The 20,349-nt window shown below is 64.1% G+C and carries 18 protein-coding genes; 8 read left to right on the forward strand and 10 right to left on the reverse strand.

Annotation, left to right across the window (positions count from 1 at the left end; all coding sequences use genetic code 11):
* The first annotated feature begins 28 nt into the window (after positions 1 to 28).
* Positions 29 to 949, forward strand: coding sequence for a LysR family transcriptional regulator (locus AWB75_RS30395; protein WP_061127722.1), 921 nt, complete (start codon positions 29 to 31; stop codon positions 947 to 949).
* Here the strand turns inward: AWB75_RS30395 and AWB75_RS30400 are convergent.
* From AWB75_RS30400 to AWB75_RS30445, 10 genes are all read right to left on the reverse strand, one after another.
* Complete coding sequence (locus AWB75_RS30400; RefSeq protein ID WP_061127723.1) at positions 946 to 1,647, reverse strand: sterol desaturase family protein; 702 nt, start codon at positions 1,645 to 1,647, stop codon at positions 946 to 948. The genes AWB75_RS30395 and AWB75_RS30400 overlap by 4 nt on opposite strands.
* Positions 1,648 to 1,709: 62 nt before the next feature.
* Positions 1,710 to 3,086: an MFS transporter gene (locus AWB75_RS30405; RefSeq protein WP_061127743.1), complete on the reverse strand. Its 1,377-nt coding sequence runs from the start codon at positions 3,084 to 3,086 to the stop codon at positions 1,710 to 1,712.
* Positions 3,087 to 3,181: 95 nt separating this feature from the next.
* The gene (locus AWB75_RS30410; RefSeq protein ID WP_061127724.1) at positions 3,182 to 4,909 is read right to left on the reverse strand and encodes a GMC family oxidoreductase; all 1,728 of its coding nucleotides are present in this window, start codon (positions 4,907 to 4,909) and stop codon (positions 3,182 to 3,184) included.
* Positions 4,910 to 4,938: 29 nt separating this feature from the next.
* Positions 4,939 to 5,745, reverse strand: coding sequence for an enoyl-CoA hydratase/isomerase family protein (locus AWB75_RS30415; protein WP_061127725.1), 807 nt, complete (start codon positions 5,743 to 5,745; stop codon positions 4,939 to 4,941).
* A gap of 6 nt (positions 5,746 to 5,751) precedes the next feature.
* Positions 5,752 to 7,323 carry an AMP-binding protein gene (locus AWB75_RS30420; protein WP_061127726.1) on the reverse strand — a complete coding sequence of 524 codons (1,572 nt, stop codon included), beginning with the start codon at positions 7,321 to 7,323 and terminating at the stop codon, positions 5,752 to 5,754.
* Positions 7,316 to 7,852, reverse strand: a complete 537-nt coding sequence (locus AWB75_RS30425) for a (2Fe-2S)-binding protein (protein WP_061127745.1) — start codon at positions 7,850 to 7,852, stop codon at positions 7,316 to 7,318. The genes AWB75_RS30420 and AWB75_RS30425 overlap by 8 nt, the downstream gene beginning before the upstream one ends.
* Entirely contained in the window at positions 7,849 to 8,670 is an 822-nt protein-coding gene (locus AWB75_RS30430) for an FAD binding domain-containing protein (RefSeq protein ID WP_061127727.1), read from the reverse strand. Before AWB75_RS30430 ends, AWB75_RS30425 begins: the two co-directional genes overlap by 4 nt.
* Positions 8,667 to 11,708, reverse strand: coding sequence for a xanthine dehydrogenase family protein molybdopterin-binding subunit (locus tag AWB75_RS30435; protein WP_061127744.1), 3,042 nt, complete (start codon positions 11,706 to 11,708; stop codon positions 8,667 to 8,669). Before AWB75_RS30435 ends, AWB75_RS30430 begins: the two co-directional genes overlap by 4 nt.
* Before the next feature lie 4 nt (positions 11,709 to 11,712).
* A complete protein-coding gene (locus tag AWB75_RS30440) occupies positions 11,713 to 12,330 on the reverse strand; it encodes a UbiX family flavin prenyltransferase (RefSeq protein WP_061127728.1) in 618 nt (205 codons plus the stop codon).
* A complete protein-coding gene (locus AWB75_RS30445) occupies positions 12,323 to 13,825 on the reverse strand; it encodes a UbiD family decarboxylase (protein WP_061127746.1) in 1,503 nt (500 codons plus the stop codon). Before AWB75_RS30445 ends, AWB75_RS30440 begins: the two co-directional genes overlap by 8 nt.
* Positions 13,826 to 14,122: 297 nt before the next feature.
* On the opposite strand from AWB75_RS30445, the gene AWB75_RS30450 reads away from it, so the two are divergent.
* The 7 genes from AWB75_RS30450 to AWB75_RS30480 all read left to right on the forward strand — a co-directional run bounded on the left by AWB75_RS30450 (position 14,123) and on the right by AWB75_RS30480 (position 20,263).
* Positions 14,123 to 15,061 (forward strand): LysR family transcriptional regulator, encoded by a 939-nt coding sequence (locus tag AWB75_RS30450; RefSeq protein WP_061127729.1) that lies wholly within the window; start codon positions 14,123 to 14,125, stop codon positions 15,059 to 15,061.
* Complete coding sequence (locus tag AWB75_RS30455; RefSeq protein WP_061127730.1) at positions 15,058 to 16,497, forward strand: aldehyde dehydrogenase family protein; 1,440 nt, start codon at positions 15,058 to 15,060, stop codon at positions 16,495 to 16,497. The genes AWB75_RS30450 and AWB75_RS30455 overlap by 4 nt, the downstream gene beginning before the upstream one ends.
* 343 nt (positions 16,498 to 16,840) lie before the next feature.
* Positions 16,841 to 17,356 (forward strand): phosphate-starvation-inducible PsiE family protein, encoded by a 516-nt coding sequence (locus AWB75_RS30460; RefSeq protein WP_061127731.1) that lies wholly within the window; start codon positions 16,841 to 16,843, stop codon positions 17,354 to 17,356.
* Positions 17,357 to 17,513: 157 nt separating this feature from the next.
* Positions 17,514 to 18,350, forward strand: a complete 837-nt coding sequence (locus tag AWB75_RS30465; protein ID WP_061127732.1) for a helix-turn-helix transcriptional regulator — start codon at positions 17,514 to 17,516, stop codon at positions 18,348 to 18,350.
* 181 nt (positions 18,351 to 18,531) lie between these two features.
* The gene (locus tag AWB75_RS30470) at positions 18,532 to 19,107 is read left to right on the forward strand and encodes an HdeD family acid-resistance protein (RefSeq protein ID WP_061127733.1); all 576 of its coding nucleotides are present in this window, start codon (positions 18,532 to 18,534) and stop codon (positions 19,105 to 19,107) included.
* A 52-nt stretch (positions 19,108 to 19,159) separates the two neighbouring features.
* Entirely contained in the window at positions 19,160 to 19,582 is a 423-nt protein-coding gene (locus AWB75_RS30475) for a PRC-barrel domain-containing protein (protein ID WP_087039040.1), read from the forward strand.
* Positions 19,583 to 19,663: 81 nt separating this feature from the next.
* Positions 19,664 to 20,263, forward strand: a complete 600-nt coding sequence (locus tag AWB75_RS30480) for an Hsp20/alpha crystallin family protein (RefSeq protein WP_061127734.1) — start codon at positions 19,664 to 19,666, stop codon at positions 20,261 to 20,263.
* The last annotated feature ends 86 nt before the right edge of the window (positions 20,264 to 20,349 follow it).

Here is a 20,349-nt window from a genome sequence, read left to right on the forward strand (position 1 = left end):
TCCGGCTTTGCCACCTCGATCGGGCCTCATGGACCTCAAGCAAATCCAGTATTTCATCGCGCTCTTCGAGGATGGCTCGGTCACGCGCGCGGCCAAGCGGCTCAATATCGTGCAGCCCGCTCTCAGCATGCAGATCTCGAAGCTCGAAGCCGAACTGCGACAGACGCTTTTCGAACGCGGCCCGCACGGCATGGCGCCGACCGATGCGGCGCGCCTTATGTATCGCCTGTACACGCCGATCATGCGCGACATTGAGCATGCGCGCGAGCAGTTGAGCCGGCGCGACGTGATCGTCACAGGTCGCGTTTTGCTCGGAATGGTGGCGTCGGAAGCAGAAAGCGTCTTGCCGGAGTCGCTCGCGAGGTTTGACGCGCTCTTTCCGCAAGTCGAGGTATCGGTGGCCGACGGCTTCAGCGCACAGCTCATCGATGCAGTCGAGGCAGGCCGGCTCGATGCCGCGATCATCAACAAGCCGCGCGGTCGCCTCGCGCTGGATGTCGAGCCGTTGCTGGTCGAGGAAATGGTGCTCGTGACGAGTGCCGTACATGGCGTCGAGTTGCCGCGGGAGATCGATCTCGCGAATACGTCCGGGGTAGAACTCGTACTGCCAACGCGGCGCAACGGCCTGCGCGGAGCGCTCGACGCCGCGCTAATGGCCGCGGATATCGTCATCAAGCCGAAGTTCGAGGTCGATCTGCTCAGCTCGATTGTGCAGTTCGTCGAGCAGGGAAACATCGCGACGATCCTGCCACGCGTGGTCGTGCAGCGCAAGGTGGATGAAGGCGCGCTGCGCGCTCACACGATCACGTCTCCGCCGATCGTGCGGCACATCATCCAGGTCACGCATCCGAAGCGGCCGATCGGACCCGCCGCGCAGGCGCTCATCACGATTATCACTGACGAGATAAAGCGCGTGACGACGGGTGTTTTGGGGAAACAAGGGGCTTAGCGGCCGCGTTCCAACGGTTCGCGCGCACTACTCGGAACGTCGCTGCGCGTGCCGAAGAGCGTGTCGCAGATCGGGAACGTGAGGTTGAAGTTCTGTGTCGCCATCACTTCGGGATCGTGGTGTGTGGCGTGCAGGCGCCGCACTGTGTTGACGAGCGGAACCCGGTCGAGGAACGGGCTGTCGGTGAAGTGTGAGAGCGTATGCAGGCCCTCGTACATCAGAAAATACGCCGCCATCGTGAAGAGCGCGATGTAGCCTGCGTTGCGGGAGAAAACGAACCCAATCACGAGCGCGAACGGCACGGCCGCCAGCACGAACGCAACCGGCGCGAAAGGCGGAAACAGCAGCGCGCGCCAGTGACGGTGGCCCTTGTATTCAAGCGTCACATGCGTGAAGAACCGGTGATGGACCGCGCAATGGCGCTTGTAGATCATGCTGAAATACTTCGTCGGACGATGCAGCACGTAGCGGTGCGCCGCCCATTCCGCCCAGTTGCCGAACAGAAAGAGCGGAATGACCGCCAGCCATTCGGCGAGCGTCGGCGCATGAAGCTGCATCAGGCAATACACGATCACGCCGCCAGTGAAAAGCAATGTGAAACCGAGGTGCATTTCGCCGCGATACCACCATGGCGTGGCATTGACATACTCGTCACGGAACTTGTAGGAACGCGCACGAACGTCTTCTTCATATTTCATCGATGTCTCCGGCTGTTGTGAAAGGCGTGCGCCCATTGGCGTCCGCCGTTATGACCAATGACTCAGGATTGACCGCGCGCGGAACCGGCTTCGAGCTTGCCGAGCGTCTCGGGCACGACGAATGCGCCCACGAGGAAAATCACGCTGATCGCGCCGACGAAGATGGCTAGCGTCATCGGCAACTGGCTCGCGTCCTTCGCCACCAGCGACACGGCCGTCGGCATCACTCCGCCGATCGCGAAGCCGATATTCCAGGAGAGGCCCGTGCCGGTCGCGCGGATCGAGGTCGGGAAGCGTTCGTTCAGGAAGATCAGGATCGGCGCATAGCCGGCGCTGCCGAGCGCGCTGAGAAGGACTGCATAGACGCCGACCATCATGATGCTGTCTGCGGTAGGCAGCAGCAAAAAGAGCGCGGGCAACGCGACGAGCCGGATCAGCCCGATCCACACAAACGCACTCTTGCGGCCGATGAACGTACTGAGGTGCCCTGCCGCGATCGATGCGATCACAACCGCGATGCTGCAGACCATCAGGATCGCCGCGGCCGCACCGTTGGGGGCGTGGCTAACTACCTTCAGGAACGTCGGCAGGTAGCCCGATGTCAGGTAGTAGCCGCTGCCGCCTCCGATCGTCAGGAGCAGGTTGACGAAAAGGATCTTGCGATAGTCGCGCGAGAACAGCGTCTTTAGCGGCGAGCGCACGACTTCGACGGGCGCGCTCTTGACCTGCGCGGCGGCCTTCGCAGCCTTTTCGGCGGCGAGCTTCTTCCACAGCGGCGACTCTTCGAGGCTGTTGAACACGAAGAGACCAAGCACCGAGCTGATGATTCCGGTGAAGAACATGCAGCGCCAGCCCCATACGTCAAATGCATCGCCGGGGAAAAGCGCCGACATCGCGAGGAACGTTACTGACGCGAGCAGCGCGCCGAGCCCCGCCCCGCCGCCCCCGATCAGTCCCGACACCGCGCCGCGATACTTCGGCGCGACGGATTCCGTTCCGATGGTGTGCGTGGAAGCAACCACGCCGCCGACAAACACGCCCTGGATAAGGCGCAGCAAGAGGAAGAGAATCGGCGCGAGCAGGCCGACTTGAGCGACGGTCGGCAGCAGGCCGAACGCGGCCGTCGACAGGCCGACACCGACCACCGCCATGATCATCGCGCCTTTACGGCCACGGCGATCGGCGTAAGAACCGAAGAGCGCGGAGCCGAGCGGGCGCATCAGCAGTGTCACGGCGAACGATGCATAGACGGCGGCGAGAGAAAGCATCGCGTGCTCGGAGGGGAAGAAAAGACGCCCCACCACTGGCGCGACATACAACAGCACGAACAGATCGAACAGATCCAGTGCCCAGCCGAGACACGAAGCTACCACTGCCCCCATCACTTGTCGCTGATCGACAGCGGGTGCGGCGGCGCCATTTTGCGCTGCTACGGACATTTCCATCTCCTTGAATTCACCGGGCCATCTCTCGATCGATCCCGTGTTGAAGGCACGTTGTTGTGGCGTGCTCTTATTGCCGTTAAAGAAACTTGTCAGCGCGCGGCGGCGAGCGGCGTCGTTGTCGATGCGCTGCGTGCGCGTCTGGTGACCATTGCGTCGGCGATCTTCTCGGCAATCATGATGGTCGGAATATTGGTATTCGCCGAAGGCAATCGCGGCATCAGCGATGCATCGACCACTCGCAGGCCGCGCGTTCCGTGCACTCGGCCCTCGGTGTCGGTCACGGCGCTTCGCTCGTGCGCGTCGCCCATGCGGCACGTTCCGCTCGCATGCCATACGCCGAAGACGTTCGCGCGGATGAAATCCGCGAGCGCGCGTTCATCGGCGAGTAGCTCGGAGATCCTGAGCCCGCGCGTGAAAAAGCGTTCTATCAGCAGACGGCGGATCGGCGCGGGCGTATCGAGCAGCGTGCCGAGCATCGAAGTCAGCAGCGCGTTGCCCTCGCCAACACGGCTTAGCGCCTTCACGCGCGGCGAAAAAGCCGCGGGAAAGAAATCGCGCTGATCGTGTCCGAGGCCCGATGCCGCGACGATCTTCGCGAGCACCCGTACGCCAACCGCAAGCCGGTCGAGGTCGCGTTGATCGTCGAGCAAATTGAGTTCGACACGCGGTGCGACCGCTGCATCGGATGAAACGAGTTGCACGCGGCCGCGCGAATACGGCCGGTTGCACCAGAGAAAGAAGAGACCAAGCCGGTTGCCGAGCGAATGCCATGCGGCACGCGTCGCGCTCGACAGATACATATCCGACGATTCGCCGCCATCAACGCCCGACGTGAAACGAGCCGCTGTCATGCTTGCGCGACGCCGGGAAAGCGGCATACGAAAGCGCGGTTCGAGAAAATGGCAGAAGGTGAGCGACGGATGATCCTGCAGATTGCGCCCGACGCCGGGCAGGTCGACGAGGCATCCAATGCCGAGCTCGCGGAGCTCATGCTTCGGGCCGATGCCAGCGCGCATCAGCAACGCGGGCGACTGGAGCGCGCCCGCACAGACCACGACCTCATCGGCGTCCAGATGCACCCGCTCGCCGTTGGACGCCACCGCGACCACGCCCTGAGCGGCGGTCCCTTCCATCACGATTCGCTCGACACGCAGGTTCGGATACACAGTGAGATTGGGCCGCCTGCGCGTCGCTTCGTCGAGGTACGCGACAGCGGTAGACACGCGCTTGTCGTCGATGTTGGAGAACGCCCCTGGAAACAAGCCATCGCCGAACTCCGCATTTTGGTCCTGCAACGTGGCGAAGCCGTTCGCGCGCAGACCATCGGCGAACGCGTGACAGAATGGGGGCCAGTCTTCCGGCATGATGCGGCGGATCGGCACTGGACCATCGCTGCCATGCAACTCCCCAGAGGGGAAATTCACATCACGCTCGAGCTTGCGAAAATATGGCAGCACGTCGTCCCATGCCCAGCCCGGCGCGCCGTTCGCGGCCCACTCGTCGTAGTCACGCGGCAGGCCGCGATTCGCCGACTGCACGTTGATACTCGACCCGCCGCCCATCACACGGCCCTGCTCATACACGCGCGGCGCCGATGTCTTTGTCGCCTTCGCTTTCAGATCCGGCCAGATGTAGGTATCGCCGCAAAAGACGGGCATTGGATAGCTGTCGAGGATATGCGCGGGCACCGCGCCCGGCGCCGTATCCGCGCCCGCCTCGACCAACGCGACGCGCAGCGACGGCACCGCCGACAGTCGATGCGCGAGTACGCATCCCGCCGATCCGCCACCGATGATCACGTAGTCGAAACGTTCCATTGCCTGTCTCCTCGTCTCTTGCTGGCTTCTCAGGAACCGCGGAACACCGGATTGCGCTTGCCATGGAACGCTTCGACGCCTTCACGGAAATCGTCCGAGGTTCGCAGACGGCTATAGCAATGCCCTTCGAGTTCGATCGCGATCGAGAGCGGCGCATCTTCGGAATCGTTGAGCAGCTTCTTCGCCGTGCGTTGCGCGAGCGGCGAAAACGAGCGCAACTCGTTGACGAGTGCATCGGTGGCGGTTTCCAGTTCCGCATCCGGCACGCAATCGACCACGATGCCCCACTCGTACGCCTGCTTGCCCGGTATGCGGCGCGAGCGCATCACGATGTCCTTGGTCCTGCCGACGCCGACCATCTGCTGCAACCGCGCCGATCCGCCCGAGCCCGGAATCTGCCCGAGCTTCTGTTCGGGCAGTGCATAGAACGTGGTCTCGGTCGCTATGCGGAAGTCGCACGCAAGTGACAGCTCGAAGCCCACGCCGAAGCAGAAACCGCGATTGGCCGCGATCACCGGCTTCGAGCAGCGCGCGGGCGCCGCGATATTCCAGGCGAGCTTCGAGACATGCTCGGGCGAAGCTTCGAGAAAGCCCTTGATGTCGCCGCCGCTCGAAAAGTGCTCGCCCTTCGCGCGCACGACGATTACGCGCACCCGATCGTCTTCGTCGAGCGCCTCGAACGCGGCGCGCAACTGGTCGCGCGCGTGCATCGAGATCACGTTGAACGGCGGGCGATGCAGGATGATGTCGGCGCGCTCGCGCCCGGCGTCTATCTCGATCGAGAAGCCGTCGAGGTCCTTTAGCAGTGCTTGGCCGTGATGGATCAAATCGGTCATGGTGGTCTACTCCTTGGTGATTTCGGTGTGGTGTGCAGCGGATGCGGACAGACCGCCATCGCATTGATATTCGCCTGCGGAAAGCTTGCGGCGCAGGATCTTGCCGACCGGCGATTTCGGGATGTCATCGACGAACACGTAGTCGCGCGGACGCTTGAAGTTGACCAGGTCCGACTCGCGGCACCATGTGTCGAGCGCGGCTGAATCGACGTAGGCGCGGCGCTTGATGAACGCGACCACGCGCTGGCCCCAGCGCTCGTCCTTCACGCCCGCGACGGCCACTTCATCGACCGACGGATGCAGCGAAAGTACCGATTCGATGTCGACCGGCGAGATGTTCTCGCCGCCGCTGATGATCATGTCGTCGACTCGTCCGGAAACGTAAAGGTCGCCGTCTTCGTCGAAGTAGCCGGTGTCGCCGGTGAAGTACCACCCTTCGCGGAGCGACTTCGCGTTGGCATCGGGGCGATTCCAATAGCCTTCGAAAGCTTCGTCGCCGAGCAGGTCCACGATGATCTGGCCTTCCTCGCCGACTTCGGCCCTCTGATCGGGCGAGAGCGCATCGAGCTTCACGACGCGCAACCGCGTATTGATGCCCGCGCGGCCCGCGCTGCCGGGTTTCTTCGTCGCGTCCTGATCGATGCTGAACGTGTAGACCTCGGATGAGCCGTAGTGATTGACGAAGAGCTCCGGCTCGAACGCGGCCGAGAGGCGCTTGAGCAGGCCGTCGTTCATCGGTGCGCCCGCGAAGCCGAGCTTTCTGACCGACGACGTGTCCGTGCTCGCGAATGCGCTGTCGGCGAGCAGGTCGTGATAGAGCGTCGGCACGAGATACAGGCACGTGAGGCCGTGCTTCGCGATGGACTCGAGCGCGAGCCGCGCGTTCCAGCGCCGCACACAGACGAAGAGACCATCGACGAGCGCCATCGAGAGCAGCGAGCGCACGCCCATCGTGTGATAGAGCGGCATCACGCCGAGTGTGCGTTCGCCGCGCCGGTACAGGTTCTGCGCGACGTGCGCTAGCGCGCCCGCGCGTTCATGCCGGTGACGGCGCGGCACACCCTTCGCCTTGCCGGTCGTGCCCGATGTGTAGAGAATCAGCGAGAGATCGTCTGCATTCGCGTCGGTGGTTTCGCCTGCATGCGCGCGTTCGACGAGCAGCGCGTCGTAGGAGATCGTGCGGCCTTGGGCGCCATCAAGTCCGATGCGCGGCACGTTCTGCGCCGCGCTGCTTTGCAAGACGGCATCCGCGCACACCGGTTCGTAGACGATCGCCTTCACGCCCGCGTCAGTCACACAGTAGTCGAGTTCGTCGGGTTTGGCGCGCCAGTTGAGCGGCACGATGACGATGCCCGCGAACTGGCAGGCCCAATGCAGCGTCGCCATTTCCCAGCGGTTCTGCAGCACGACGAGCAGCCGGTCGCCACGTGAGAGACCGAGTTTGCGCAAGCCATCGGCGACATTGAGGATGACGCGGTGCCACTGCGCGTAGGTGAATTGCGTATCGCCATCGACGAGCGCGAGCGCGTCCGGACTGCGCTCGACGCTTTGCAGGAACGTGCGTCCGAGATCAAGCATGTTCGACCTCCTTCGTGCTTGCCTCGGCCCGGCGGCGCGCCGCCACGTCGAGCACCGCGGCCACGATGGGCGTGTAGCCCGTACAGCGGCAGATATGACCCGAGAGCATCTCGCGCACTTGCTCTTCACTCGGGTCGGGCACGCGTTGCAGGTAGTCGGCACACGACATCAGAATGCCCGCGGTGCAGAAGCCGCACTGCAGTGCGTGATGCCGCTGGAACGCCTGCTGCAAGTCGCCGAGCGTCTGATCGGGCGCCAGGCCTTCGACGGTATCGATATGGCGCCCATCGGCCTGCACCGCGAGCATCAGGCACGAGCGCGCCGCGACACCATCGACATGCACGGTACATGCGCCGCACACGCCATGTTCGCAGCCGACGTGCGTGCCGGTCGCGCCGAGTTCGTGCCGGATGAAGTCCGACAGCAGTTCTCGCGGCTCGCAATAGCCGCTTCGTTCGCGGCCGTTAAGCGTCAGCGCGATGCGCCGCGCTTCGCCTTGCCGCAGAATGTTCGTCGATGTCTTGCTCACTTCGCCTCCTCGATCACGCGCCATCCGAGTTGCCGGACCAAATTCCGGCGATATTTCGCGCTGATGTGCGCGTCGTCCTGCGCGTTCAGTTTCCAACTCAAATCGTTCAGTGCGCCGCGCAAGTCGTCGCCCGAGAGACGCGGCCATTGCTCCGTCACCGGCCGGTCCGCGACGCCGCCCACTGCAATACGGATCGAATCGTCGGTGACCACGGCCGCGCACGCGACGATCGCGAAATCACCGTGTCGCGCCGAAAATTCCGCGAACGCGTAGCGCTCGCCTGCCTTGCGCAGCGGGAAGCGCACCGCTTCGACGAGTTCGTCGGGCTCGCGCGCGGTCATCAGCATTCCCTGAAAGAAGTCCTGCGCGGCGAGCGTGCGGCGCCTCTTTCGCGAGCGCAGCATCACGTCGCCGCCGAGCGCCGAAAGCACGAGCGGCAACTCGGCGCTCGGGTCCGCATGCGCGATCGATCCGCACACGGTTCCGCGATTGCGAATCTGAAAGTGCGAGATATGCGGGAAGGCCATCGCGAGCAGCGGCGCTTCGTCGGTGAGCGTGCTGCGCCATTCGACGCTGCCTTGCGTCGCCGCGGCGTTGACGACGAGATGCCCCGCCTCCTTGTCCACGCGCACGGCATCGAGTTCGGCGGTGCGCGAGATATCGACGAGCACCTTCGGCTGCGCGAGCCGCATATTGAGCACGGCCATCAGCGACTGGCCGCCCGCCAGCACGCGGGCGTCTTCGCCGTATTGCGCGAGCGCGTCGAGCGCGTCTTGCGCGGCCATCGCGCGCAGGTAATCGAACGGTGCAGGCTTCATGCGTGTCTCCTGAAACGTGCGAGGAGTCTTGCGATCCACGATCCGTGCGCTTGCACCGGCTTGCCCGCCGCCTGCCGTCCGAGCGATTCGAACAACTGCTTCAGCACGACCTTCGCCGCGCCTTCGAGCATGCGGCCGCCGACCGCCGCGACCTTGCCTGACACCTGCGCTTCGTAGTCGTACGTGAGCCGCGTGCCGCTGCCTTGCGGCGTCAGTTCGACGAGACCGCTGCCGCGCGCGCTGCCGAGCGGCGAGATCCCCGCGCCAGCGAGTCGCAGGCGGAGCGGCGCATCGATCTCCGACAAGCCGATACGCGCCTCGAATCGCGCCTTGATCATGCCGACGCCGACGGTCACGTCCGCGCGATATTGGTTCGGCGCGGTTTCTTCGAGCGCGTGACAGCCGGGAATGACGTTCGCGAGCGTCTTCGGATCGAGCAGCACGGCGAACACAGCTTCGGGCGTCGCGGGCAGATCCACCGTTCCTTGCGCCGTCAGCGCGCGTCCGCCGCCCGGCGTCACGGGCTTCGTGGCCGGCGCTTCACGATATTCCGGCCGCGACGGTTCGGGATCGTCAATGCCGACCATCGCCATCACTTTTGGCGGCGTGAGCGGCAAGCGAATGTCTTCGACGCCGAGCGCATCCGCCACCGCATTCGCGATGCATGGCGGTGTGCTCATGTTGTTGCCTTCGCCGAGACCTTTCGCGCCAAGCGGCGTGAAAGGCGAAGGCGTCTCCAGATGCACGATCAGCGGATCGGGCACTTCGCAGGTCGTCGGCATCAGATAGTCGGCGAGCGTGCCGGACTGGAAGCTGCCGTCCGCGCCGTAGCGGAACTCTTCCATCAGCGCCGCGCCGACGCCTTGCGCGAACGCGCCGCGAATCTGGCCATCGGCGAGTGCGGGATTGAGGATGGTGCCGGCGTCGTGCGCGGTCACATACCGGTCGATACGCACGCGTCCCGTCGCGCGATCCACTTCGACGCCGCACATGTCGAACGCGAAGCCATACGCCGCCGATGTATTGACGCGGTCCTGTTCGTCAGGCGCATCCATGTGCGGCGGCGACCAGAACACGGTTTCGCGCAGGCCCGGCTCTTCGCCCTCCGGCAACAGCGCGGGCGCCCAGTGCGGCGCATTGCTCGCGGCGCGCGCGAACGGCAGCGCGCGGTCTTCGGCGTGCCCCGGAAAGATGCGCGCACCTTCGAAGCGCACCTCGTCCGGTTCGCAGCCGAACTGCTTTGCGAGCACGCGCGCGAGTTTGTCGCGCACGCGCGTCGCGGCGAGATGCACCGTGCCCGCCACCGCGCCCGCGAAGCGGCTCGAATAATTGCCCGCCGCGACAGACCAGGCGTCCTTGTGCGTATCGAATTCGACGTTGACGACGATGTCCTTCGGATCGAGCCCGAGCACGTCGGCGACGACTTGCGCGCACACTGTCATGTGGCCCTGCCCCGCGGGCGTCGATGCGATCGTGACGACGACGCCGCCAAGCAGATCGACGCTGACGGTCGCGCTCGCGATCGCGCCGTTCTTCGGCCCGGCTTTCCTGCGTGCGTCGGCGGGCATCACGGTCGTGATGTAGCCCATGTTCGATACCGACGGCTCGACGATCGCCGCGAAGCCGATGCCATACAGCCGCCCTTCCTTGCGCGCGGCATCGCGGCGCGCGACGAGTTCCCGGTATCCGCCTTCGTCGAGTGAACGGCGCAGCGCTTCCTGATAATTGCCTGAATCGAGCAGCGCGCCCGCCGCCGCGCGATACGGGAACGCATCGGCGGGAACGAAGTTGCGGCGATACACGTCGAGCACATCGAGCTTCAGTTCGATCGCGATGCGCTGGATCAGCCGCTCCAGCGCGAAGTACACCTGCGGTCCGCCGAAGCCGCGCACGAGGCCGGTCGGCGTCTTGTTCGTCAGCACGACCCGGTTGCGCACGAGCAGATTCGGGATCGCGTACGCGCCCGTCAGGCAGCCGTGCATCCGGTAGAACGTCGCGGGCTCGGGCGCGCGCACGTAGCCGCCAACGTCTTCCAACTGATCGTATGACAGCGCGACGATGCGGCCATCCGCTTCGACGGCCGCTTCGATCGTTGAAACACGCGCCGTCGCCGATGTCGCCGCGCTCAAGTGTTCGAGCCGATCCTCGACCCACTTCACCGGCGCGCCCGCCTTGCGCGACGCGAGGCACATCAGCACGACATATGGAAACACGGCCTGCTTCACGCCGAAGCTGCCGCCGGAGTCGCGCGGGGCCTTATGACGCAGCCGATTGGCAGGCACGTTCAACGCCATCGCCATGACGGCGTGCAGCGAGAACGGCCCCATGAAATTCGACGTGACGTCGTAGCCTTCATCGCCCGAAAGATACTCGGCGACGACCACGCCGCACTCGATCGGCGCGCAGGTGTTGCGCGGATAATGCGCGACCAGCTTCACGCGATGCGGCGCGCGCTCGAAGGCCGCTTCCGGCTCGCCGTAGCGGAAATGCCGGTCGCTGACGACGTTGCTGCCGACGCGTTCGTGCAGCACCGGGGCGTCGTCCTTCGCGGCTTGTTCAATCGACGTCACGGGATCGAGCATGCCGTAGTCGACCTTGATCAGATCGAGCGCGTCTTCCGCGAGCGCACGCGATTCGGCCATCACGACCGCGACCGGCTCGCCGACGTAGCGCACGCGGTCCATCGCGAGCGCCCACTGTTCCATCGGCGATTTCACGCCGACGACGAACGGTCGCGACCACGGACGCAAATCGTCGCGCGTGAGCACGGCGCGCACGCCCGCGAGTTTCGATGCGGCCTCCGTATCGATCGACAGGATGTCCGCGTGCGCGTGCGGCGAACGCAGAATCGCGGCGTGCAGCGTGCCTGGCTTTACAGCGATGTCGTCGCCATAGCGGCCACGGCCCGTCAGGATCGCCGGGTCTTCGAGGCGCTGCATCGGGCGTCCGATGTGACGCTGCGGCGCGGTCGCTTCGCGCGTCTCCTTGTCGGCGACGCGCGCGTCCACGTGGGCGAATGCGGTTTCGCGCTGATTCATGACGTTACTCCTCACCTGCGGCGCGGCCGCCGAATTCATCGGCAAGACCGCTCCAGCGGCGCGCGATCTCGCCGTGCTCGATGCCGAACAAATCGAGAATGCGGCCGACCGTGTGATCGACCACGTCTTCGATCGTCTTCGGATGCGCGTAGAACGCGGGCACCGGCGGCATGACGATCGCCCCCATCTCGGTGGCGAGTGTCATGTTGCGCAGATGCGCGAGATTGAGCGGCGTTTCGCGCGCGACCAGCACGAGGCGGCGGCGCTCCTTGAGCATCACATCGGCGACACGCGTAAGCAGGTTGTCCGCGAAGCCGTTCGCGACGCCCGCAAGCGTTTTCATCGAACATGGCGCGATCACCATGCCTTCGGTCAAGAAAGATCCGCTCGCCACGGCCGCGCCGATATCGCGCACGTTGTGCACGACATCGGCAACGGCTTCGAGATCACCACGCGCGAGGCCGAGTTCCTGTGCTGCCGTCACCCCGCCCGACGCCGACACGATGAGATGCGTCTCGTGCGTGCCGAGCCGACGCAGCGCGGCGAGCAGGCGCACGCCGATCACCGCGCCGCTCGCGCCCGAAATGCCGACGACGATGCGCGACTTGTTTCGCTCAGTCATGGTCGCCGCCCAGGTAGGCTTCGAAAGCGGCGTTGTCGCCGGCGACAAGCGCGTCGAGGTCGACCGTCTCCTGCCCGGGAATGCGAACGCGCGTGAACACATGTTCCGGATAGACCACGGGTCGCGTCGCGTCGAGACCCATCTTCGCGCTCACACCTTGCAGATGCGGCGGCGCATCCGCCGGTTGGCCCACCGTCGTCGAGGGATCGAGCGGCGAACCCTGTGCCCCCTCGATCACGACGAGATCGCGATCAGCCTGAAAGCGCGTCGCGATCGCCCATTCGATCTCGGCGGGATCGTGCAGGTCCACATCGGTATCGACGACGACGACCTGCTTGATGTCATAGTGCGCGCCGAACGCGCACAGGATGACGTTCTTCGCTTCGCCTTCGCGCTTCTTGTCGAATTGCACCCACAGGTGATAGCGGCACACGCCGCCCACAGACAGATGCACGTCCTTCACGGCGGGATGGCTGCGCTGAAGATGCGCGAGCAACGTGGCTTCGCGCGGAATCGCGCCGAGCAGCAGATGCTCCATTTCGGCGGGCACGATCGTATGAAAGATCGGATCGCGCCGATGCGTGAGGGCCGTCACTTCGATGACTTCGCGTGCTTCCTTCGCGCTGTAGTACTTCGGAAATTCGCCGAACGGACCTTCCGGCTCGCGCACGTTCGGCAGAATGCGCCCTTCGATGACGATCTCCGCAAACGCCGGCACGTGCACGCCGTTCGTCACGCATCGCGCGACAGGCAGCGGCGCACCGTGCAGCGCGCCCGCGATTTCGAGTTCGTCGTGATCGATCGGCGTGATCGCTTGCGACGCGAGCATCGTCAGGGGATCGACGCCAATCACGATGGCAACGTCCAGCGCATCGCCCTCGGCTTCCGCGTCGCGCTGGAATGCGTAGAGATGACGCGGCAGCAGCAGGATCGCCATGCGATCGGGGCCGTGCACCTGAATGCGGTTGATCGAGACGTTCTGCACGCCGGTGCGCGGATTGCGCGCGATCACGAGACCGGCGGTGATGTACGGGCCGTTGTCGTGTTCGCTGTGGGTGGGAATCGGCAGCAATGCGTGCAGGTCGATGCCATTCGTATGAACGATCTCCTGACAGGGCGCGTCCGCTCGATCGACCACCCTCGATGGGATCGGCTGCGCGACCGCCGCCGAAAAGCGCGCGAGCAGGCCCGCTTCCTCGACGCCCAGCGCCTCCGCGATCCAGCCGCGCTTCGACATGAAGCCGGAGATGACCGGCACGCCCTTGCCGCCGGGCTGCGTGAAAAAAGCGGCCTGCGTACCGTCGAGCCGTTTGGCAATCGCGGCGAGTTCGTGTTCGAGCGCAACCGGCCGTTCGATGGTCGCGAGGCGGCCGGTCTTCGCGAGATGCGCGAGCCAGTCGCGCAGCGTGAGCGCTGACGTCTCTGAACGATTCGAGGCCCACGGAAGAGCAACGGTCGAAAAGGTGCCGCGCGTCGCGGCGTCGCGAATATTCATCTGCGTCTCCATCTGTCCCTTGCGTTTTTGCGGCCGGAGCGCCGCGGCACGGGATGAAATGAAGCGTAGCGAGGTTGCGATATAAGTTCTAATACTGTTTTTTGATGTTTTGAATCATTAACATTGATATCAGCGTTAGCCCCAATGACACCGGTCTTTCAAGTCGATATCAATACACCGGTGGCGCCTCGACGCACAGCAGGGCATTGCAGGACCCGCCAGTAAGCTAGGCCGCAGCCACCGACTGATAACGTTGTCGAACGTCATAAGTCTTATTGATACAGAACTGAACGAGAAATGGACCTCAAGCAAATCCAGTACTTCATCGCGCTCTTCGAGGACGGATCGGTCACGCGCGCGGCCCACCGGCTAAACATCGTGCAACCCGCACTCAGCATGCAGATCGCGAAGCTGGAGGAAGAGTTACATCAGCAATTGTTCGAGCGCGGCGCTCACGGCATGGCCCCAACCGCCGCTGGACGCCTGATGTACCGCCTCTTTCTGCCGATCATGCGCGACCTTGCGCACGCGCGGCAGCAGCTTCAGCAGCGCGACGAAGTGGTGACGGGGCATGTGAGCATTGGGCTCATCGCATCGGTGACGGAGAGCGTGCTTGCCGATTCGCTCTCGCGCTTTCATGCGCGTTATCCGCATGTCGAAGTGACGGTGGCGGACGGCTTCAGCGCGACCTTCATTGACTGGGTCGCGGGTGGCCAACTCGATGCGGCCCTCATCAACAAGCCCCGCGCGCGCCTGTCGCTCGATTCGCAGACGCTGCTCGATGAAGAAATGGTGCTGGCGACGAGCGTCGAGCACGGCCCTGACCTACCGCACACGATCGAGCTTGCGCAGTTGCCGGAACTCGAACTCGTGTTGCCGACCAAGCGCCACGGCCTGCGCGGCGTGCTCGATACCGCCGCACAGCACGAAGACGTGCTGCTTGCGCCGCGTTTCGAAATCGACGTGCTCAGCACGATCGTGAAGCTCGTCGAGAGCACCCGCTTTGCGACGATCCTGCCGCGCATCGCCGTTGGGCGGGCCGTGCAGCGTGGGACACTGCGGGCCTATCCGATTCTCGCGCCACGCATCGTGCGGCATATCGTGCGCGTGAGCCATCCGCGCAGGCCGCTGTCCGCTGCGGCCGAGGCGCTGATCGAGATCATCGCCGACGAACTGCATCGCGTGTCGAACGCATCCGGCACAAACGCCCCTCTTCTCTCCAAGGAAACTGCATGAAAGCACCACACTGGATAGCCGGCGCATGGGTCGGCATGCCTTCGGTCGACAGCATCGATCCGGCTACCGGCGAAAGCATCGGCCAGTTCGCCGACGGCGGGGCGGCGGAAGCTGATGCGGCCATCGCCGCGGCACGGCACGTGTTCGACCGCACGACGTGGGCACAGGACGCGCGCCTGCGTCAGGACGTGCTGCTCGCATGGGCCGGCGCACTCGATGCGCAACGCGAGCCGCTTTCGACCCTGCTTACGCGCGAAAACGGCAAGGCAATCGCGCAATCGCGCGGCGAGATCGCAGCCGCGATTTCCGAAGTCCGATATTACGCGGGACTCGCTCGGCACATCGCGGGGCACGTGCTGGAACCAGAGCCGGGAACGATCTCGACAATGCTGCGTGAGGCCGCTGGCGTCGCGGCCATCTTTGTGCCCTGGAATGCGCCCGCAGTGTTGCTCGTGCGCTCGCTCGCGCCCGCCCTCGCCGCTGGCTGCACGGCAATCGTCAAATCCGCCGCACAGGCCCCGCTAGTGATCGCGGCCATGCTGCGCTGCTTCGAGCAGACCGCGCTGCCGAAGGGCGCAGTGAACCTCGTCAACGAAATCGGCTATGCGGCGGGCGAACGGCTGGTCGAGTCGCATGACGTCGATGTGGTGAGTTTCACCGGATCAACCGCGACGGGCAAGAAGATCATGGCCGCCGCCGCCCAAAGCATGAAGAAGCTCTCGCTGGAACTCGGAGGCAAGTCGTGCTGTGTCGTCTTCGAGGATGCGGACGTCGCCGCGATCGCGCCGCGTATCGCGCGAGCCGCGACGATCATCTCAGGTCAGCAATGCACGGCTGCGCGCCGGGTGCTCGTGCATAGCCGGCGAGCGGCGGAGATGCGTGAGCATCTGACGCGTGCGCTCGAAGCGCTGAAAGTGGGCGAAGGCATCAACGAGGCAACGGACATCGGTCCGCTGATCGACGCGGCCACGCGCGACGCGGTCCATCAGACCATTGCCCGCGCCTGCGACGAAGCCGATCGCGTACTGCTGCGCGGCACGCGCTCAGGACACGCGTTCCTCTCGCCAACGCTCATCGAACACGGCGACTCGAAAGCATTCTTCTGCCAGGAGGAAATCTTCGGACCGTTCGTCACGCTTGAGACGTTTGACACTGAAGCGCAGGCAATCGACAGAGCCAACGACACCGTATTTGGCCTCTCCGCGAGCGTGTGGACCAACGACGGCGCCCGCGCGTTTCGCATCGCGCGCGCGCTGCGCAATGGCACGGTGTGGATCAACGATCACAACAAGCTCTTTGCCGAAGCGGAAACCGGTGGCTACCGGCAAAGCGGTCTCGGCCGCCTGCACGGCTACGATGCCCTCGCCGACTTCACGGAAATCAAGCACATCTGCATGCCGGCCGGCGTTGCGGAAGGTATCGCGCCGTTGCGGTGAATGGCAGGGCGGCGAGTCAATGGACAGCGTGGATCTCGAAGTCCTGTTCGCGCGGATATCGATGCGACCTTTTTTCGCCGAGCAAGGGTTTCATCATGCGCGGGGCCTGCGAGTCGGGCGCCGCTGGCGAGAATGGGGCTCATGCGGCGCGCGGCGCTGGAGACCGCGTCGAGTCTGTGCTCAGCAAGCAGATTAGAGAAAAGAATCAGCACGAAGACGAAAGAAAAGTCCGCACACATGGCTCAACATCACGGAGCCGGCTACGGCTTTCGTTGCCGCCGTAACCGCGCATCCCGCCATGATCGGCGTGCCCCCCTGCCCGAGTCTTCCTGCGAACCGATCCATGAGCAAACCAACGCAATTTCGCGTGAAGCTCAACGAATTTCGGCTGCAATGGCGCGTGCTGAGCTTCTACGAGCGCTTCGAGCAGATCATCGCCCATATCCTGAGCGTCGTGATCTCGGTGATCATCGTCGTATCGCTGTGGCAGTTGATTCGGGCGGTCGTGGCGCTATCGCTGTCGGGGGCGCTCAATCCGCTGGATCATGCGATCTTTCAAGCGGTTTTCGGGATGGTGATGACGCTGTTGATCGCGATGGAATTCAAGCATTCGATCACCCGCGTCATGTTGAGACGCGACCACATCGTGCAGGTCAAGACAGTGATCCTCGTGGCGATGCTCGCGATAGCACGCAAGTTCATCATCCTTGATCCAGCCACGGACCCGGCTCGCATTGCCGCACTCGCGGCCGCGCTGATCGCGCTCGGCAGCGTCTACTGGCTAATGCGGCAACGCGACGATCCCGTCGATGCGGCGATAGCAGAGCGCGCCGTGTGGGATCGCGAAACGCGCGATTGATTTACCTATTTCTCTCTCCCGCATCATCGAATACCAGCAAGTTTTGCCTGCCGGAGTACGGAAGGCATGCATATACCGAAACAAGCTGGCATCGACGTAAACTGGACTACTATTCAACCTTTGGCGCTTCGAGGCCTCCCGCCAGAGGACGCGCGCAATGGAGCAACTACAGCGCTCCCCGCAGTTGCACCGCCTTAGCTGCCACGGAATCGGTGCGTCGCGCGCGGACTGCGCCCCGAATTCGGCGCAGTGGATCCTGTGTATCATCCCGGCGGACCGGACCACCGCGCACGCGAACACTGTTCGCAGCAGCGCGCGCCCCTATCAGCATCTAAGCGTCAGCGCGCCGTTTATTGCGATCGTGCCGGCCTGGGCTCGTGTCAAGCTCGTCAATGACGACGATCCGTGCGGCCTCGTCGTCGCGCTCCATTGGGCCCGGCTGAGAGAAACCGCTCGAAACGCGTTCGGCACCACGGCTTGCGAGATCCCTTGCTGGTTCAAGGCGTGGGATCCTTTCCTGCGCGAAGCGGGCGACACGCTTATCGCGTTGCATGCCAGCAGTAGCCCGGACATTAGATGCATCGCCGCGTTCGCCGACGTATTTGCACTTCATCTCATGCACCGGTATGGACTCACGGCTGATACGCGCGACGCGAGTACGAGCCTCACACAGTCAAAGCTAAGCGTCGTGGAACATTTCATACACGAGCACATCGCGGACAATATCCAGATCGATGACCTCGCCGCGCTCCTGCACATGAGCCCGTCGCATTTCGCGCGGGCTTTTAAGAACGCGACAGGGCATCCGCCGCACTTCTACCTGACAACCGAAAGGTTGAGATTAGCTCAGTCGATGCTTTCGGAAGGGAGCCTCTCGCTGATCAATATCGCAGCATGCGTCGGCTTCCAAACGCAGCAGCATTTCACCGCAGTATTCCATCGATATGTGGGGTGTACGCCCCGCGCTTTCCGCATCGCGCATTACCGTCCCTAGGAACCGGCGTGAGGCCTTTCCGACTGAATCGGTGATGCAACCAACGAACGCAGAAATCCGACACCTTTGGGCAGGAACTCGAAAGAAGCGCGCGCCGCGCGGACGTAGGCTTGATCAAATAGAAATTGCACGCGCTGCCGTGTCAACCGGATATCGGCGATCCGCCTGAGGAGCCCAAACGATGGACGAACTGCTCGGTCGCGCATGGTGGATGCTCGCGCTGCGTGGCGCCGCGGGAATCCTGTTCGGCCTCCTCGCGCTCTGCTGGCCTGGTCTCACGCTGCTGCTTTTGGTCGCGATGTTCGCGGCGTATGCACTCATCGGAGGCGTCGCCGCAGTCAGCGCAGCGATACGACATCGTTCGATCCGCACCGACTGGTGGCTCCCCTTGCTGCTTGGGCTATGCATGATCGTTTCGGGCCTGATCGCCCTCGCGGCGCCCGGCGTCACGGCGCTCGTGCTGATCACCGTGATGGGCGCGAACGCCATCGTCACCGGAGCGCTCGACCTCGTCGCCTGGGTTCGGCTGAGAAGGCGCGGCCGCACGCAGTGGCTGCTGCTGTTCATCGGTAGCCTGTCGGTTCTGTTTGGCGTCTTCGTGCTGGCCTTCCCGGGTGCTGGAGCGCTTGCCCTCGTCTGGATGATCGGCACCTACGCGATCATCACCGGTGCGCTTCTGTTCGTCCTTGGCCTCGGCGCACGGAATTGGCGCAGCGCCGTCCTTCGCGAACAGCAAAACACGCCGCTGCACTCATGAGCGCATCCCGCGCCCGGCGTCCACGTAGTCCGTTGCGCATTTGGAGAACGCCATGAAGACTAACCTCGCATCGGCCGCAAGGCTGTCGTCATTCATCCTCGCGCTGTCCGCATGTGGCTTTGCCGCCAGCGGCGCGACCGCGCAGGATGCGCCCATCGCCGGCAAGGCGACGCTCGGGGTGACCGTCACCGAAGAGCAAGTAGTCGCAAGAGGCTGGCGCGCATCCAAGATGATTCACACCGATGTCTACAACGACAAGAACGAAAAGATCGGCCGCGTCGACGACCTGATTGTCGCGCCCGATGGCTCGCTTTCGGCCGCAATTATCGACGTCGGCGGCTTTCTCGGGGTCGCGGCGCACCGTGTCGCCATTCCCATTCAGCAGTTCAAGCAGATCGCGCCGAAGGCAATACTGGTCGGCGCCAACAAGGATGCGCTCAAGAAACTGCCGGAGTTCGAATATGCCAAGAGTTGACATTGGCCGCGAGCGCCAAGGCGGCAGTCATTGAAGATTCGGGCCGCTCTCCGACGGCTCATCGGAACAAGGAGCATAGCGATGCTATTGGACCTCGATAAGTGGAACCCCTTTCGCTTCCTGCGCAAGAGCCCCGAGGATAAGGGCGCGGGCGCGAAGCTGAACGCCCCGCCCTCACAGCAAACCGCCGCGCCGTCGACCTCGGATGCGGCCGCGTCCGCATGGCCAGTATCGATCGATGCGGCGCGTTGGCCGCTGCCCGATCCGCTGCATCTTCTTACCGACCTCATACGCGATCCGTTCGGCGGGATGGGACCGCTTGGCAACTGGTTCGGCGACTTCAGTCCCAGCCGCTTTCAGCCGCGCCTCGACGTTATCGACGACGGCGACGCGCTTCGCATCGTGGCCGAATTGCCAGGACTATCGCGCGAGGACGTGGAGCTGGAAGTCATTGAGGACATGCTGGTGCTGACCGGCGAGAAGCGCATCGAATCGAAGAGCGACGAGAAAGGCTGCTACCGGGTGGAGCGGGCGTTCGGACAGTTTCAGCGCGCCATACCGCTGCCCTCCGGCGTCGATCTCGAACGCGCCGAGGCGAACTTCGAGAATGGCGTCCTCACCGTGCGGTTGCCCAAAGCGGCAAATGAACCCGCGGCGAAGCGGCGCCTCGAGATCAAATAGCGCGGTGCGCACACGGCTGCATCGGACAGCTCGGCAGCTTCCATGGCGTTCGGCGATACGCCGCCCGAAGCCGTCAAAGATGGGGC

It is taken from the genome of Caballeronia catudaia, from assembly GCF_001544755.2.
GTDB classification, from domain to species: domain Bacteria; phylum Pseudomonadota; class Gammaproteobacteria; order Burkholderiales; family Burkholderiaceae; genus Caballeronia; species Caballeronia catudaia.

Bases quoted from the DNA above. Each gene is read 5' to 3' on its own strand.
- AWB75_RS30465 (WP_061127732.1), top strand. From the start codon at position 17,514: ATGGAGCAACTACAGCGCTCCCCGCAGTTGCACCGCCTTAGCTGCCAC.
- AWB75_RS30400 (WP_061127723.1), bottom strand. From the start codon at position 1,647: ATGAAATATGAAGAAGACGTTCGTGCGCGTTCCTACAAGTTCCGTGAC.
- AWB75_RS30435 (WP_061127744.1), bottom strand. From the start codon at position 11,708: ATGAATCAGCGCGAAACCGCATTCGCCCACGTGGACGCGCGCGTCGCC.
- AWB75_RS30480 (WP_061127734.1), top strand. From the start codon at position 19,664: ATGCTATTGGACCTCGATAAGTGGAACCCCTTTCGCTTCCTGCGCAAG.
- AWB75_RS30455 (WP_061127730.1), top strand. From the start codon at position 15,058: ATGAAAGCACCACACTGGATAGCCGGCGCATGGGTCGGCATGCCTTCG.
- AWB75_RS30475 (WP_087039040.1), top strand. From the start codon at position 19,160: ATGAAGACTAACCTCGCATCGGCCGCAAGGCTGTCGTCATTCATCCTC.
- AWB75_RS30460 (WP_061127731.1), top strand. From the start codon at position 16,841: ATGAGCAAACCAACGCAATTTCGCGTGAAGCTCAACGAATTTCGGCTG.
- AWB75_RS30445 (WP_061127746.1), bottom strand. From the start codon at position 13,825: ATGAATATTCGCGACGCCGCGACGCGCGGCACCTTTTCGACCGTTGCT.
- AWB75_RS30440 (WP_061127728.1), bottom strand. From the start codon at position 12,330: ATGACTGAGCGAAACAAGTCGCGCATCGTCGTCGGCATTTCGGGCGCG.
- AWB75_RS30405 (WP_061127743.1), bottom strand. From the start codon at position 3,086: ATGTCCGTAGCAGCGCAAAATGGCGCCGCCGCACCCGCTGTCGATCAG.
- AWB75_RS30430 (WP_061127727.1), bottom strand. From the start codon at position 8,670: ATGAAGCCTGCACCGTTCGATTACCTGCGCGCGATGGCCGCGCAAGAC.
- AWB75_RS30420 (WP_061127726.1), bottom strand. From the start codon at position 7,323: ATGCTTGATCTCGGACGCACGTTCCTGCAAAGCGTCGAGCGCAGTCCG.
- AWB75_RS30395 (WP_061127722.1), top strand. From the start codon at position 29: ATGGACCTCAAGCAAATCCAGTATTTCATCGCGCTCTTCGAGGATGGC.
- AWB75_RS30450 (WP_061127729.1), top strand. From the start codon at position 14,123: ATGGACCTCAAGCAAATCCAGTACTTCATCGCGCTCTTCGAGGACGGA.
- AWB75_RS30470 (WP_061127733.1), top strand. From the start codon at position 18,532: ATGGACGAACTGCTCGGTCGCGCATGGTGGATGCTCGCGCTGCGTGGC.
- AWB75_RS30415 (WP_061127725.1), bottom strand. From the start codon at position 5,745: ATGACCGATTTGATCCATCACGGCCAAGCACTGCTAAAGGACCTCGAC.
- AWB75_RS30410 (WP_061127724.1), bottom strand. From the start codon at position 4,909: ATGGAACGTTTCGACTACGTGATCATCGGTGGCGGATCGGCGGGATGC.